Origin of the sequence: Bradyrhizobium sp. PMVTL-01 (genome assembly GCF_051861855.1) — a bacterium.
In the GTDB taxonomy this organism is placed as follows: Bacteria; Pseudomonadota; Alphaproteobacteria; order Rhizobiales; family Xanthobacteraceae; genus Bradyrhizobium.
The window spans coordinates 1,659,366-1,673,157 of record NZ_CP193982.1 but is presented as its reverse complement, the minus strand read 5'-3'; the positions used below and the strand labels follow the sequence as shown (position 1 = coordinate 1,673,157).

Annotated in this window: 14 protein-coding genes; 1 reads left to right on the top strand and 13 read right to left on the bottom strand. The window is 59.5% G+C overall.

The features are described from left to right. Positions 1-285: 285 nt before the first annotated feature. Positions 286-1,398, bottom strand: a complete 1,113-nt coding sequence (ald, locus tag ACRQ5Q_RS07810) for an alanine dehydrogenase (protein WP_439396854.1) — start codon at positions 1,396-1,398, stop codon at positions 286-288. A gap of 69 nt (positions 1,399-1,467) precedes the next feature. Here ald and ACRQ5Q_RS07805 point away from each other — a divergent pair, with 69 nt between their 5' ends. Further along, positions 1,468-1,725 carry a hypothetical protein gene (locus ACRQ5Q_RS07805; protein ID WP_439396852.1) on the top strand — a complete coding sequence of 86 codons (258 nt, stop codon included), beginning with the start codon at positions 1,468-1,470 and terminating at the stop codon, positions 1,723-1,725. Positions 1,726-1,781: 56 nt separating this feature from the next. Here the strand turns inward: ACRQ5Q_RS07805 and hypE are convergent, their stop codons facing one another. From hypE to ACRQ5Q_RS07745, 12 genes are all read right to left on the bottom strand, one after another. Then, positions 1,782-2,828: a hydrogenase expression/formation protein HypE gene (hypE, locus tag ACRQ5Q_RS07800; RefSeq protein WP_439396850.1), complete on the bottom strand. Its 1,047-nt coding sequence runs from the start codon at positions 2,826-2,828 to the stop codon at positions 1,782-1,784. Next, positions 2,825-3,967 (bottom strand): hydrogenase formation protein HypD, encoded by a 1,143-nt coding sequence (gene hypD, locus ACRQ5Q_RS07795; RefSeq protein WP_439399717.1) that lies wholly within the window; start codon positions 3,965-3,967, stop codon positions 2,825-2,827. The genes hypE and hypD overlap by 4 nt, the downstream gene beginning before the upstream one ends. Continuing rightward, on the bottom strand, positions 3,964-4,152 hold the full coding sequence (locus ACRQ5Q_RS07790) for a HypC/HybG/HupF family hydrogenase formation chaperone (protein WP_439399716.1): 189 nt from the start codon (positions 4,150-4,152) through the stop codon (positions 3,964-3,966). Before ACRQ5Q_RS07790 ends, hypD begins: the two co-directional genes overlap by 4 nt. Before the next feature lie 49 nt (positions 4,153-4,201). Beyond that, complete coding sequence (gene hypF, locus ACRQ5Q_RS07785) at positions 4,202-6,457, bottom strand: carbamoyltransferase HypF (RefSeq protein WP_439396848.1); 2,256 nt, start codon at positions 6,455-6,457, stop codon at positions 4,202-4,204. Beyond that, positions 6,454-7,392 carry a hydrogenase nickel incorporation protein HypB gene (gene hypB, locus ACRQ5Q_RS07780; RefSeq protein WP_439396847.1) on the bottom strand — a complete coding sequence of 313 codons (939 nt, stop codon included), beginning with the start codon at positions 7,390-7,392 and terminating at the stop codon, positions 6,454-6,456. Before hypB ends, hypF begins: the two co-directional genes overlap by 4 nt. Continuing rightward, on the bottom strand, positions 7,392-7,733 hold the full coding sequence (gene hypA, locus ACRQ5Q_RS07775; protein ID WP_439396845.1) for a hydrogenase maturation nickel metallochaperone HypA: 342 nt from the start codon (positions 7,731-7,733) through the stop codon (positions 7,392-7,394). The genes hypB and hypA overlap by 1 nt, the downstream gene beginning before the upstream one ends. After that, complete coding sequence (locus ACRQ5Q_RS07770) at positions 7,726-8,820, bottom strand: hypothetical protein (RefSeq protein ID WP_439396843.1); 1,095 nt, start codon at positions 8,818-8,820, stop codon at positions 7,726-7,728. Before ACRQ5Q_RS07770 ends, hypA begins: the two co-directional genes overlap by 8 nt. A gap of 91 nt (positions 8,821-8,911) precedes the next feature. Next, positions 8,912-9,769: a hydrogenase expression/formation protein gene (locus ACRQ5Q_RS07765; RefSeq protein ID WP_439399714.1), complete on the bottom strand. Its 858-nt coding sequence runs from the start codon at positions 9,767-9,769 to the stop codon at positions 8,912-8,914. A 607-nt stretch (positions 9,770-10,376) separates the two neighbouring features. After that, positions 10,377-10,667 carry a HypC/HybG/HupF family hydrogenase formation chaperone gene (locus ACRQ5Q_RS07760; protein WP_271673090.1) on the bottom strand — a complete coding sequence of 97 codons (291 nt, stop codon included), beginning with the start codon at positions 10,665-10,667 and terminating at the stop codon, positions 10,377-10,379. 16 nt (positions 10,668-10,683) lie between these two features. Beyond that, positions 10,684-11,268, bottom strand: a complete 585-nt coding sequence (locus tag ACRQ5Q_RS07755; RefSeq protein ID WP_439396841.1) for a HyaD/HybD family hydrogenase maturation endopeptidase — start codon at positions 11,266-11,268, stop codon at positions 10,684-10,686. A 34-nt stretch (positions 11,269-11,302) separates the two neighbouring features. Next, positions 11,303-11,995 (bottom strand): Ni/Fe-hydrogenase, b-type cytochrome subunit, encoded by a 693-nt coding sequence (gene cybH / locus ACRQ5Q_RS07750; RefSeq protein ID WP_439396839.1) that lies wholly within the window; start codon positions 11,993-11,995, stop codon positions 11,303-11,305. 4 nt (positions 11,996-11,999) lie between these two features. After that, on the bottom strand, positions 12,000-13,790 hold the full coding sequence (locus ACRQ5Q_RS07745; protein ID WP_439396837.1) for a nickel-dependent hydrogenase large subunit: 1,791 nt from the start codon (positions 13,788-13,790) through the stop codon (positions 12,000-12,002). Positions 13,791-13,792 lie beyond the last annotated feature (2 nt).

The following is a 13,792-nucleotide window of genomic DNA, read 5'->3' as shown; positions in this document are numbered from 1 at the left end:
GCGCATAGCGAGAGTCATCGCCGGTCCGCGCCTCCCAGGCAGTCGGAAAGCTTGCGGCGATCGCTCCAGATGAAGTCGCTCCGGAAATGCGCGTCCTCCTGGGACCCGCGGGACGCATTCTCAAAGGCCTTGGATTACGGCCTGAAGCCAGGCGTTCGTCTGGTGATCCTCCGCTTCGCCCCACGCTAGAAAAATGCCGGCGTCACCAGATCGATGGAGCCAAAAAAAAGCCACCCCGAAGGGTGGCCTAAGTCAGGGAGGAAACGCCCATGAGGGCCTCTGGGATCAGGCCGCAGCCTGTTCGATCGGTGAGAAGGGCAGCCCGAGGCTCTCGGCCACCGCTTTGTAAGTTAGCCGGCCCCGATGGACGTTGAGGCCCGCGCGCAGATGTGGATTTTCGAGTACGGCGGAAAACCCGTTGTTGGCCAGAGCCAAACCAAACGGCAGGGTCGCGTTATTCAGTGCCTGGCTCGAGGTCAGCGGTACGGCACCGGGCATATTGGCTACGCAATAATGAATGACTCCATCCACTTCGTAAGTTGGATCAGCGTGAGTGGTTGGGTGCGATGTCTCAAAGCACCCGCCCTGATCGATAGCGACGTCAACGAGTACCGCCCTCTTGCGCATCGAGCTCAGCATGCTCCGGCGGACCAACTTCGGGGCGCTCGCACCTGGGACGAGCACCGCACCAATCACCACGTCCGCCGCAAATACCTCTTCCTCCACCGACTCGATGGTCGAAAACCTGGTGCGAACGCGTCCTTCGAACAGCTCGTCCAGCTCACGGAGCCGGATTATCGAACGATCGATGATGGTCACTTCTGCTCCCAGACCGACCGCCATGCGCGCCGCGTGCGTACCGACGACGCCACCTCCAATCACGACGATTCGGGCAGGCTGAACCCCGGGCACCCCACCGATCAGCAGCCCTCGCCCGCCTGTACTCCGCTTTAGGGCGCCACCCGCCGCTTCGATCGCAAGACGACCCGCGACCTCGCTCATCGGCGCCAGCAGTGGAAGACCACCATGCGCATCAGTTACGGTCTCATAGGCGATCGCGGTGCATCCAGATTTCAAGAGGCCGGTAGCCTGATCCGGGTCCGGGGCCAGATGCAAATAGGTGAATAGGATGTGATCCTCGCGCAGCTGGGACCATTCGGCCGGCTGAGGCTCCTTAACCTTCACGATCATCTCGCTCGATGCGAATACCTCAGCCGCCGAAGTTAGAATGGTTGCGCCAGCATTGCGATAATCGTCATCGGTTGCACCAATGCCGGCGCCGGCATCAGTCTCGATCATCACGCGGTGGCCCGCTGCCACGTATTCTCGGGCAGCTCCAGGCGTAAGGCCGACGCGATATTCGTGCGCCTTGATTTCCTTCGGTACTCCGACCTTCATTTGAAACTCCCTGCCTGACCCGCCCTTCTTATCGGAAGCGTGCAACGATATCGCGACGCAGCCGACAAAATGGCGCAGGAATTCAGCGATATTTTACAGGCTTCGCAGGATTTCAAACCCCTGGGGGGCCGGGCAGATCGTGCGATCCTGTTCGTTGAGCCTAACCGCCGAAAACTACGCGATAGCGATGAATCGTTCCGAATTGCGGTCTCGCCCCGCAAAAAAGCTAACAACCCAATCCAGCCTCGCCGAACTTCTCAAGCAGCAAAGATGGCAAGTTGCCAACTAGGCAGGATCGCCTACAAAGTGATGCGCTTGTGGAGCTGACGGCTAATCACCATTGATAGTAAATGGCTGCCAAAAAAGGACGTTTCGCAGCCTGTTCAACAGATCCGAGGCAATTGTTCGCCCCACAGCCAGTCGACGATTCGTCGGCCGCCGAAATCGGTCGTCATCTGAACAAATTTGTGATCGTCAGCCACCGCCTCACCAATATCAGCCGCATTGGACCCGAGCGGGTGCGCCTTCATGGCTGCAAGAACGGCATCGGCCGAATCAGGCGCCACGATCGCAACGAGCTTGCCTTCGTTGGCGACATGAATCGGATCGAGTCCAAAGAGTTCGCAGCTAGCCGCAACGGCGGGCTTCACCGGAATGGTTGGTTCCTGCAGATGAAACCCGAGGTCGGATTGATGCGCAATCTCGTTGAGAGCAGCAGCGAGCCCACCGCGCGTGGGGTCGCGCATCACCCGGATGCCTCCCCCACCTGCGGCAAGCATGGCCGCTACGAGATTATGTAACGCTGCTGAGTCCGAGACGATTTCGGTTTGAAAAGCGATGTTCTGACGTTTTGACATGATCGCCACCCCATGATCGCCGAGGCTACCTGACAGCAGCACACGATCCCCGACCCTTGCCTTGTCGGCGGAGAGATCGAGCCCCCCGGCCACAAGCCCGATCCCGGCCGTAGAGATGAACAGACCGTCCGCCTTGCCCCGCTCTACGACCTTGGTGTCCCCGGCAATGATGTAAACGCCGGCCCCTCGCGCCGCCGCGCCCATCGAATCCGCAATTGCCTTGAGATCGGAAAACCGGAAGCCCTCCTCGATGATGAAGCTGGCTGACAAATAGAGTGGACGCGCGCCGGACATCGCGACATCATTGATCGTGCCGTGCACAGCCAAGGACCCGATATTGCCGCCGGGAAAGAACAGTGGCGAAACCACATAGCCGTCAGTCGTCATCACCATCCTGCCTGCCGGAACATCAAACGCCGACTGATCATTGCACCGGGCGAGCCATTCATTACCGAAGGCCTGGTGAAAAAGGCCGGAGATCAGCTGTGCCATGGCACGGCCTCCAGATCCGTGGGAAAGTTCAACGCGTCCGTTCTCCAGGTCGAGGTTGCGTAGATCGGCTTTCACGCTCATGACGTCCGCCTCACCTGCTCATCGCGAACTCGGCCATAGGTCCAATACGCCGCACAAGCCCCTTCTGATGACACCATGCAGGCCCCTATGGGCGTTGCCGGCGTGCACACATTTCCAAACAACTTGCACTCGAACGGCCGTTTGGCGCCACGCAGGATCGCGCAGCACTCACAGGCCGGATTGTCTGCGACACGCATGTCGCGCATCGCAAAACGCGTCTCCGCGTCGAACTTTGCGTAAGACCGCTTAAGCCTCAGTCCGCTGTTGGGTACAAGTCCAAGCCCACGCCATTCAAACTGCTCACGCAGTTCGAATACCTGCGACACCTCCTCCTTGGCGCGCCGATTGCCATCGCGTGTCACTGCACGGCTGTATTGGTTTTCTACCTCGTAGCGGTCTTTGTTCACCTGCCGCACTAGCATCAGGATAGCCTGCAGCACGTCGAGTGGTTCGAATCCGGCGACCACGATCGGCTTCTCGAACTGTTCCGCCAGGGGCTCGTAAGGCTGCGTACCGATAATGGTGCTGACATGTGCAGGCCCGATGAAGCCATCAATGGGGATCCCGCCTGTGTTGCGGATCTCCGGGTTCTCGAGAATGCTGTGCATCGCAGAGGGTGTAAGCACGTGATTGCAGAACACGCTAAGGCCCTCCAACCGTTTCTTCTCCGCAATGCGAACCATGACCGCCGACGGGGGCGTCGTGGTCTCAAATCCGATGGCAAAGAAAACCACTTCACGGCCCGGCGTCTGTTCGGCCAGCCGGATAGCGTCGAGGGTCGAGTAGACCATTCGAATGTCGGCCCCGAGCGCTTTAGCTCGCAACAGGGACTGTCCTTGCGACCCGGGCGCGCGCATCAGGTCGCCGTAGACGCACAGAGTGACCTCTGGTCGCTCGGCGAGCCGGATCGCCATGTCGATACGGCTCGCCGGCAGAACGCAGACGGGACAACCGGGGCCGTGGATCATCCGGACGTTCGCGGGCAGCAGATCCTCCAGACCGTAGCGAGATATGGCATGAGTGTGTCCACCGCAAAATTCCATGAACCGGTAAGCTCTTTGTGAACTGACCTCAGCGTCAATCGCACGCGCAAGTCTCTGCGCGGTGGTCTTGTCGCGAAATTCGTCAAAATATTTCACGATCGGCATTCCTGCGCTGCGCTGCCTAGCTCCTGCAGGAGCTCTAGCGTGCGCTTGGCTTCTGTCGGATCGATCTTAGCGAGCGCATAGCCGACATGGACTAGGACGCAATCGCCGACCTCAAGCTCGTCGATGAGGGCAATCGAAATCTCCAGGCTGATGCCATCGATGGACACGAGGGCCATTTGGTTGGGAAGAATCTTGGCGATCTTTGCCGGAACCGAAAGACACATGTCAGGTAGTTCCTCCCCTGGCGGGCGACTGTTGAGCCATCTGTAGAGCGGCAATCCAGGCCTGGCCAAGGCTCAAACCGCCATCATTGGGCGGCATCCGCTGCGGCACCAGGGGGGTAAGACCGGCATCGCTGCAACCGCGCGGGATTTTGTCCGCCAGCACCGCGTTCAGGAAGCAGCCGCCGCTCAGAACCACGGTATTAACGCCCGTTGTCCGCGCAGAGCGCGTGACCCAGTCAACGCAGGCGGCGGCGAAAGTGCCATGAAACAGCCCGGCTCCGCCGGCGACGTCAATGTCATCAGCAATCAACCGCGAGAATAGCGGACCAAGCGACAGCACGCCGCCATGGATGGTCCAGCCGGCTTCCAGAATCGCAGTCTGCCGCACCAGCGCTTCGAGCTTCATCGCTGCTTCGCCGTCATAGCTCTGCAAATTCGCAATCCCCAGCAGCGCCGCTGCCGCATCGAACAACCGTCCCGCACTGGTCGTGGTGGTCCCGCCCGGCTGGTCGAGTAAGTCCGACAGCGCCCCGGCTTGGCGCTGCGCCGCAAAGCGCTGCCCGATTTCGTTACCCCGGCCGAGCCCGTGTAATACTGCGCTCGCCATGCGCCACGGCTCGCGCGCTGCACGATCTCCACCAGGCATCTGCAGGGGCGCTAAGTGCCCGATGCGTCGGGACCACGTCCCTTCGCACAACAATAGTTCGCCACCCCAGTTACCGCCTTCGGAGCCGAAGCCATGTCCGTCGAGGACCAGGGCAAGCGCAGGTCCCGCATGGCCGTGCTCGGCGATCACTGCGGCAGCGTGTGCGTGGTGATGCTGAACCGCGACCAGCGCGCGGGCATTTGCCTCCGCAAACCGGGTAGAAGCCATATCGGGATGCAAATCATGGGCGACGGCGACGGGCTCCACGTCAAGGCTGGATGTGAGGTGTCGGATTGTCTTTTCAAACGCACGGATGCCTTCGGCTGTATTTAGATCGCCAATATGCTGAGAGACGAACGCTTGGTCGTCCCGCGTGATGGTGACGGTCGATTTCAGTGCCCCGCCGACCGCGAGCACGGGCGGGACGGACCTTGCAAGCCGTATCGGTTCGGGAACATAGCCGCGAGCACGACGAATGAATTGGGCCCGGCCGGCCACCACCGAAACCACGGAATCATCAGCACGCGTCAAGATATCGCGATCATGGGTCACGACAAGGTCGGCGACCCCCTTGAGCCGCCGCAGCGCCTGCGCGTTATCGATCAGGAGCGGTTCGCCGCAGAGATTTGCACTGGTGACGACGATGACCGGGCTAGACCCCGCACGCGCCTGCGGCGAGCGAAACGCATGCAAGATGAGGTGATGCAGCGGCGCTACGGGCAGCATGACACCCACTCGTGATAAACCAGGAGCTATGGCGGGCGCCAGATTGTTGCGCGTTGGCAGGAGGACGATAGGACGTGCGACGGATTCGAGCAGCGTAAGCTCGGCCGCGTTCGCCTCCGCGATTTCGCGAACGCCCTCTGTGGAATCGACCATAACTGCGAGTGGCTTCTGAAGGCGGAGCTTTCTCCTGCGCAAACGCTGCACGGCCTCCTGATTACGCGCATCGCAAAGAAGCTGATATCCGCCCAGCCCCTTTATCGCCACGATCTGTCCCCCCGCGATTGCCGCGACAATGACGCTGATCCCATGGCTGAGCCGAGGACCGCATGCCGGACACGCGATCGCCTCTGCGTGAAACCTGCGGCTCGCCGGATCGGCATAGTCGGCCGCGCAGGCGGCGCACAAGTTAAAAGCGCTCATCACGGTGTTACGGCGATCGTATGGAAGCCGTTCGGCGATGGTGTAGCGTGGGCCGCAATGGCAGCAACTGATAAACGGGTAAAGGTAATGCCGATTTTCTGGATCGAATAGCTCGCTGAGGCATTGCGGGCAGACCGCGGCGTCGGCAACGATCCGCGTTGACAATTTGCCGACTTCGCTCGTGCCGATGGAAAAGTCCTTTGCCGCGAGCGCCACAGTCTCGCGAACGCAGATGTGGTCGATGCGTGCCAATGGAGGCGCCTCGAGCGGTAACGTGGCAACAAACTCCGACGCACGGTGGCCCTCGACCTCGATGATGACGCCCTCGGGGCCATTGATGACAAACCCGGCCAATCCGTACCGCATGGCGAGTCCATAAACGTAAGGACGAAAGCCGACCCCTTGCACTGCCCCGCTCACGCGCACGCGCAGCCGTGTTCGGTCGCAGGTGGCTGCGGCGCTCATAGCCTTGTGTCCTCTACGATGCGCCTCCGATCGCTCGCCTGCTTATCGATCCAGGCGTAGAGCGCGCCAAAGCCCTCTCCAGTACGAGCCGAAACGACAAGCACGTCGATCTTCGGATTGACGCGTCTGGCGTATTCGACGGTCTTTCCCAAATCGAAATCAAGCAGCGACGCCAGATCAATCTTGTTAATCAGCATGAGCGACGAAGCGGCAAACATATCAGGATATTTGAGCGGCTTGTCTTCACCTTCCGTAATCGAAAACACTACGATCTTGCGGGCCTCGCCAAGATCGAAGGCAGCGGGACAGATCAGATTACCGACGTTCTCGATGAAGAGAATACCGCCTGTGAGCGGCGGCAAGTGGCGATAAGCCGCGCCAACCATTGCAGCATCAAGATGGCAATTCTTGCCGGTGTTGACTTGAACGGCTGGCACGCCGGCCGCCCGGATACGTTCGGCATCGTTCGAGGTCTGCTGGTCGCCTTCAATAACCCCAACCGGCCGCCTACGTTTCAGCTCGGACACGGCGCGGACCAGCAGTGTCGTTTTGCCTGCTCCGGGACTGGACAAAAGATTAAAGACAAGCAGGTCATCGGCAACGAAGAGTGCGCGGTTGACGGCGGCAATCCCATTATTCTTGCCCAGAATATCGCGCTCGATCTCAATGATCTTCTTTCTGCTCATGCCCCCGCCCCTTAAACCAGCCGAGCCGGCTCCACTCCGAAGGGCCTGATGATGGGCCGACCGACGACGGTTATAACTTTCGCCACCGTGGTTTGAGAGCGGGGGACTTTGGTCGGGTGGCGGAAGGACAGAATGGCCATCGCAATCGTCCTGTACATGGTCGGCGTATCGGTCATGGCTCTCCGCATCATTTGCCTCCAAGTGTTTAGTCGACGGCGTCCCTTCCGTGCAGCCGCAAACGGTACACATCAATCGATCTCCAGCTCTTTTACTCGCATCTGTTCGCCGGCAATTACCTGCAATTGATAGCTGCCGCAGCAAGGACAGCACTCACCGCGTCGAGAAATTTCGACACTTTTCGAACAGCTCATGCACCAGGCAACGCCTGGTAGTTCGACGATATTAAGAGCGGCGCCCTCGGCAACGGTTCGCGTTGCAGCGACAGCGAAGCAGAACCTGATCGCTTCCGGCGCGGCATGACTCAGTACTCCCATCTCTAAACAGACGCTCCGCACCCGCGAAGAGGATCGCTCCCGTACCTTCTCCTCGACGATCTGAATGATCCCAAGACAAATCGCCATTTCATGCATCGCGAATTTCGCGAAAATTGAGGGTGAACCCGACGCACGGATCAAGCGATGCAATCAATGCGCGCACTTCCTCACGGCGTCGTCGAGCCGTCAGCACCGCCCCCTGCAGGTTCCGTGCAAGCGGTCCGCGCCGGTGGAAATTCCACTCCGTCGGCGCAAGGAATTCGAAGCGGGATATCCGGCCCTGAGCATCAAGCTCAACCGCGTGGTAGAGACGGCCCCTGGCGCATTCGACCGCGGCCGCTGCACGGCCGGGCCCTAGCTTATATCTTTCGACAATCCCATGCTCCGCGGCGTCAATCTGAGCGCCGGCCTCAAGCCAGGCACATAGCCGGACGATTTCAACAATTCTGGCCGTCAGCCGCTCGGCCGCACCGAAGGGTCTCAGCAACAGCCGATCCCGGGTCATTTGGCGCGCCCATGGACCCGTCTCGGGCACATGTCCTTCGAGATCGGGGCAACAGCAAAATGTCGAGTCATCCCCGAGCAACCGCTTCGTAATTTTGAGGTCGTCAGCAGCGGACAGGAACGAGTGTTCCGTCGGAGCAGACTTCAGGCCGACCTCATTAAGCGCCGCAACGCGACGCGCCAGTGGGCTACCGGACCTGAGCGCGCCCCCCTCATTCGGTACGCCCAGCGCGCCAATCGCAGCGACAATCCGTGCTGTTGCTTCCCGTTGAGGGGAGCCCCAGGCTGGCTGTTCGGAGCGGACAAGCGCTGACAATTCCGACATCAGGGAGCCGATTGCCGACGCACTGGCGACGTCCAGCGTAAGATGTCCGACAAACAGCCCCCGTACCAACTCCACGATGCGCTCGGTAACGATAAGCGCAATACGATGCTGTTTTGTTGCGAGGGTGATCACTTCGTCGCGCGCGGTTTCGATCGCGGACAACAGTGCGGTTTGCTGCGCAGCGGCACATAACGCGAAGAGCCGCGGCACGACATGGAGCAGTGACGAGGCCGGCTTTCCCGCGAATATCCGCGCCAGCGGCGGCCGCACTCGCGGCAGGATCTCGACCGAGGCGACTACGTCGGCAGCTAGGAATACGCGGACATGGATTTTGCTGCGGGCAGCGACGATCATACGCAACGCTGCCCCTTCGTCGCGCGCAAGCTATGGCCCATGCAAACGCGCTGTCTGCGGGATCCTACCTGATGCCAAATGCCCGAGCGCTTCATGTGAAGTACGCCATAATGATTTCATGCAAGCGTTCGGCAGAGTCCTGGAAATCCTCGTCGGCAGCCAATGCAACAATCGGCACGCCCCCAATCTCCAGCGTATCAAGGATGATGTTGTCCCTGGAATTGAAGAACTGCACGGACCAGACATTCCTAGTCCCGGTCGCCTGCACTCGGCAGGCGCCGTAGCCCCGCAACATGAGTTGGACCGGTCCGTTGCCCAAGCTTTGCTGCAAGAATGTCAAGTCGATAGTGCTCATTGGTAGCAATGTGAGATTGATGATATGCGCATCCATGCCACATCGCCAGACGCGCGCCCGCTCGCGTATCTCGGCCAGCACCGGTTGAACGTTCATCGCGCCATGCGGCGGCGTGCCAATCACAAGATCGACGGACGTCAGGTCATTTACGGCACGCCGGACAATCTGCGGAACCCCTCCGACCTCAACATATTCGCTTGCCGGTTCGTTCCCGATGCGCACGCGCCAGATTCCCGCAAGCACGGACTCCCGGATTTGCGCCAAACAGCCATCGGGCAGTGCAACCACGCCGGTCACCTCCCCTTCTCCGAGCAATTCGTCAATCAGCTTGCGCTCGGCATCGCTGAGATATGCGAGATCGTACAATTGTGTCGGAGCACCGCTTCTCTGCCGCCCCACGGCAGCAGCGGCGTTTGACAAAAGCAAGGTGGCGTTCGGATGCTTCCTTGCACGTTCGTCCCAATCGCGCCAGGCGCGCTTGACGAGCGCACTCGTCGCGGGGCGATAGAATGCATCGAGACATCCAGATTTAGTGGTAAAGTCCCTCGCCGCCCGGTCGGCGACGCCGGATACAACGGGGATCGCTGTTTTCACGATGCGATGTTCCACTGCCTGTATCCACGGGCATTGCACTTGGCGACGCCGATGCCGCCGGCGTGTGCCCGAATGATCGGCCCGGAGATGCGGTCGATCGTGAGCAAACGGGCCCGTATCTTGCCGATTAGGCGGAGTATATCGTGCCTTTGGGATAGGCTCGGCGTCGACGGTCTACGCCGGCCGACTGCTGTGCCACTAGCGCCGCGCGAGGGTACTGCACCTTGCATTCCTGACCGAACAACTTCAGGAAGGAAGAATGCGAGCGGGATGATCCAGAGCATATGTACGGGATCGGCCGCCGACAGCGGCATCACGGTCACTTTCCCGGGTGCTTGCGCGGCCAGGCGTGCGTCGGCGCTGACGCCCTCCACGTCCGACTGCCTGGGTCGTGTCAGACCATGCTGCGCTTGCTGCAACTTCATCACACTTCTTTCTGATAATGTTCGGTTCTGCTAGCAGGCGGTTAGCAAGGCGCATGCCAATCACCTTCAGCCGCGGCTCGCATTCGAACAAACAGCATAGCGCCTGACATTATCCAGGCCCTGTTCCTGCGACTGGAATTCGGTCTGTGAAGAACCCCAGTCGGCGTAAGGGAACGGAACCGTTAGCGTAGGTGCTCCGGCAATTGCGGCTCGTGACCGATCAAGTCCGCAAAGAAGCGATCGTAGTTCTGACCGTTGAGGCTGGCCTCAAGCCCGTCAAGTGCTTCGGAGATCAGCCTTGCTTCATTTTCGTCTAAGAGCCGCACTGCGCTGTCGATATGAACGAGCACCTTGGCGCCGACCGATACATCAGCGAGCAGCATGACGGAGATGCGCCGCTGTTCACTGCCATATTCGCACAGCGCGGTAATACCGTCAGTCTCGACAATCGTCATTGGCAAGCCAAGGCACATGGTCAGTCGCAGGCTTCTAGATCGGCTGCGCCCTCATTTCATAATTCGCATGATCAATATTGTTCGCCAAAAGCCGCTCAGATTCAGGCAGCGGCGCGCTCCGCGGTTTTGCCGGCGAGTCCCACTGCTCTAGGAGTTCACAAGCGAGTTTGATCGCAAGGGCAATCTGAAAGCGCACCGGCGCGGTCAGCGGACCGCCCCAATTCTCCAGATCCAACGGCTGACAGCCGATAAGAGCGAGCTCTCGCGGGCGGCGGCCAAGCAAATCGGCCGCGCTCAAGACCTCCTGGAAGCCGGTCTGATGCAGGCTCACTTTCTTGGCGCCCGTGAATTTTGGCACTTCGTCATCTCGTACAAGCTTTAACTGCCCGGGCAGCAATCCATAGTCGATAGCATCGAACACGATCAGGCAATCGGCCCGTTCAAGAAAACTGACGAGGTAGAGCCCCTGGGTTCCGCCATCGAGAACGGTGACGTTGTCATCGACGGCGTAGCGGCGATGAAACTCCTCGACCGCACGCACACCGAATCCCTCATCGGCCCACAGGATGTTGCCAATGCCGAGCACCAGAATCCGCTTTTTGTCTGTCGGATTGAGCATCCGCTTCCCAGTCAATCGCCAAACCCGCGCTCACCTACTTCATAGAAGGGAAGCTGCGGCGTGACATGATGTCTTCCCGGAGCACCGCGTAGATGTGGACCAGCGCGAACATCACGATCACCCATAGGCCGAGATGATGCCAGGTGTGGACGTCCTGACTATTCGGCCAGAGTGAAAACAGCCAGCCGAGCACCTTGTAGTGCCAGCTGTCAGTACCGGCACCTTGCCCATAAAGTGCAAAGCCGGTGACGACCATGAACGTGATCGTCTGCGTAAACATGAAGAACATTGCGAGCTGAGCAAGGCGGTTGTGCCCGAGGCCCCTCTCAGGCTCAACCGTAAGAAAGGCATACCTGCGAATCTCGTGGTACAATTCCCACCAAAAGAACCCGCGCCAGAGCGGCACGCAAAAGATTTGTATGGCACGCGCGTTTCCCATCAAAGCCCAGTAGATGCGCAGAAGAAAGCCGACGCTGAGCACATATCCCGCCGAGAAATGAGCAAAGCGGATATAGCCGAACAGGAAACTGCCGCTTGCCTTTCCCCACGTCGCTGGTGTCCCGGTTCCAATAAAATAGCCGGTTAAACTTAGCACCAGAATCGCAGCCGCATTAACCCAATGCCAGAGTCGCACCGGCGCATAAATGTAGGCGACGTCGCTGCCCCCTCTGCGAGCAGTCGGCGCCGCATGGACGGCGGCAAGAAGCTTCTGAGCCCTGTCCTGCATGGACCTAACGAACTTTAACTGAAGCCATTTCTTGGCCCTCAGCACTCATCACGTGCGTCGAGCAAGCCAAGCACGGATCGAAGGAATGGATGGTGCGCAAGATCTCCAGAGGCCGCTGCGGATCGGCCATCGGGGTACCGATCAGGGAAGCTTCAAAAGCGCCAATGTTGCCCTTCGAATCGCGAGGAGATGCGTTCCACGTCGTCGGCACGACACATTGATAATTGTCGATCTTACCGTCCTTGATCTTAACCCAGTGCCCGAGCGCACCGCGAGGCGCTTCAGTGAACCCGTAGCCTTTGGCTTCCTTGCGCCAGCTTTCCGGGCTCCACCTGCTGATATTGGCAGTTGCGGCATCGCCCGCCTTGATGTGGATTACGAGCTTATCCTGGAAATAACGCATCTGATGGGCCGCCCACTGGCATTCGAGCGCCCGCGCCGCAGTCCGGCCAAGCGTCGAGAACAGCGCAGTCACAGGAAGATTCAGCTCCTTGAGCAGTCTCTCGGCTGGCTCCTTGAACTCGGCTTTGCCTTGCGCATAGCCGAGGATGTATCGTGCCAACGGCCCGACCTCCACGGCACGGCCGCGCCAGCGCGGCGCTTTGATCCAGGAATATTTGCCGCCCTCGTCGAGTTCCTTAATATCTGTCTTGCTGCCTTTGAGTTTTGGCCCAAGTTCAAAACTCGGCTCGGTAATACCATCCCAGGGATGCAGTCCACAGCAATCGCTGGGGTATTTATACCATGAATGCTCGACGAACTCCTGGATCTGTTCGGGGTCACCATGGTCGATCGGCAGTATCTCATTGAGATTGCCATCAAGAATGACCCCGCGCGGCAGCTTAACACTCTCGGCGGTACAGTCATTGGCCTTTTCGGGGATGTCACCATAGGACATCACGCTTTTGCTCGAAAGACCACCGCCGTGGAGCCAATCCCTATAGAACGAGCAGATCGCGGTAACGTCGGGCAGATAGACCTGCTCGACAAACTCGATCGAGCGGTCGATGATCGAGGACACAATGTTCAGCCGCTCCATGTTGATCGCGCCCACCGCACCGATCCCCTCGATGTTGATTGCGCACGGCACGCCGCCCACGAGCCAGTTTGGATGCGGGTTCTTGCCACCATAAATAGCTTGGATCTTGACGATCTCCTTCTGAAAGTCGAGCGCTTCCAGATAATGAGCGACCGCCATCAGGTTCGCTTCTGGTGGCAGTTTGTAGGCCGGATGCCCCCAATAGCCATTCTTGAACGGTCCGAGCTGCCCTGATCCGAAGAATTTGGTCAGCCGGATCTGCAAATCCTTAAAATAGCCAGGGGATGACAGTGGCCAGGGCGAGATAGACTGCGCCAGTGTAGAGGTCGAGTTGGGATCGGCCTTGAGCGCGGAGACCACGTCGACCCAATCCAACGCATGGAGGTGATAGAAATGTACGAGGTGATCATGCACGAGCAGGCACAGCTGCATGATGTTGCGGATCGAATTGGCATTCTCCGGAATCTCAATTCCTAGTGCATTTTCAACTGCGCGCACGGAGGTGAGCGCATGGGTGCCGGTGCAGACCCCGCAAATCCGCTCGGTGAACGCCCAGGCGTCGCGCGGATCGCGCCCGCGCAGGATGACTTCGATGCCACGCCACATCGTCCCGCTTGAGACCGCATTGCGGATCACATTCTCGGAATCCAGATTAGCTTCGATTCGGAGGTGACCTTCGATGCGCGTCAGCGGATCGATGACGATTCGCCTGCCGGAACGATCGAGATTAAACCCATTCGGCGTCTGGACGGCCACTG

Coding starts and splice junctions, on each gene's coding strand:
- ACRQ5Q_RS07805 (WP_439396852.1), top strand. CDS start 1,468: ATGGCGCAGGAATTCAGCGATATTTTACAGGCTTCGCAGGATTTCAAA.
- ACRQ5Q_RS07755 (WP_439396841.1), bottom strand. CDS start 11,268: ATGCTCAATCCGACAGACAAAAAGCGGATTCTGGTGCTCGGCATTGGC.
- ACRQ5Q_RS07760 (WP_271673090.1), bottom strand. CDS start 10,667: ATGTGCCTTGGCTTGCCAATGACGATTGTCGAGACTGACGGTATTACC.
- hypF (WP_439396848.1), bottom strand. CDS start 6,457: ATGAGCGCCGCAGCCACCTGCGACCGAACACGGCTGCGCGTGCGCGTG.
- hypA (WP_439396845.1), bottom strand. CDS start 7,733: ATGCATGAAATGGCGATTTGTCTTGGGATCATTCAGATCGTCGAGGAG.
- ald (WP_439396854.1), bottom strand. CDS start 1,398: ATGAAGGTCGGAGTACCGAAGGAAATCAAGGCGCACGAATATCGCGTC.
- hypE (WP_439396850.1), bottom strand. CDS start 2,828: ATGAGCGTGAAAGCCGATCTACGCAACCTCGACCTGGAGAACGGACGC.
- hypB (WP_439396847.1), bottom strand. CDS start 7,392: ATGTGTACCGTTTGCGGCTGCACGGAAGGGACGCCGTCGACTAAACAC.
- cybH (WP_439396839.1), bottom strand. CDS start 11,995: ATGCAGGACAGGGCTCAGAAGCTTCTTGCCGCCGTCCATGCGGCGCCG.
- ACRQ5Q_RS07790 (WP_439399716.1), bottom strand. CDS start 4,152: ATGGCCCTCGTGTCCATCGATGGCATCAGCCTGGAGATTTCGATTGCC.
- ACRQ5Q_RS07770 (WP_439396843.1), bottom strand. CDS start 8,820: ATGATCGTCGCTGCCCGCAGCAAAATCCATGTCCGCGTATTCCTAGCT.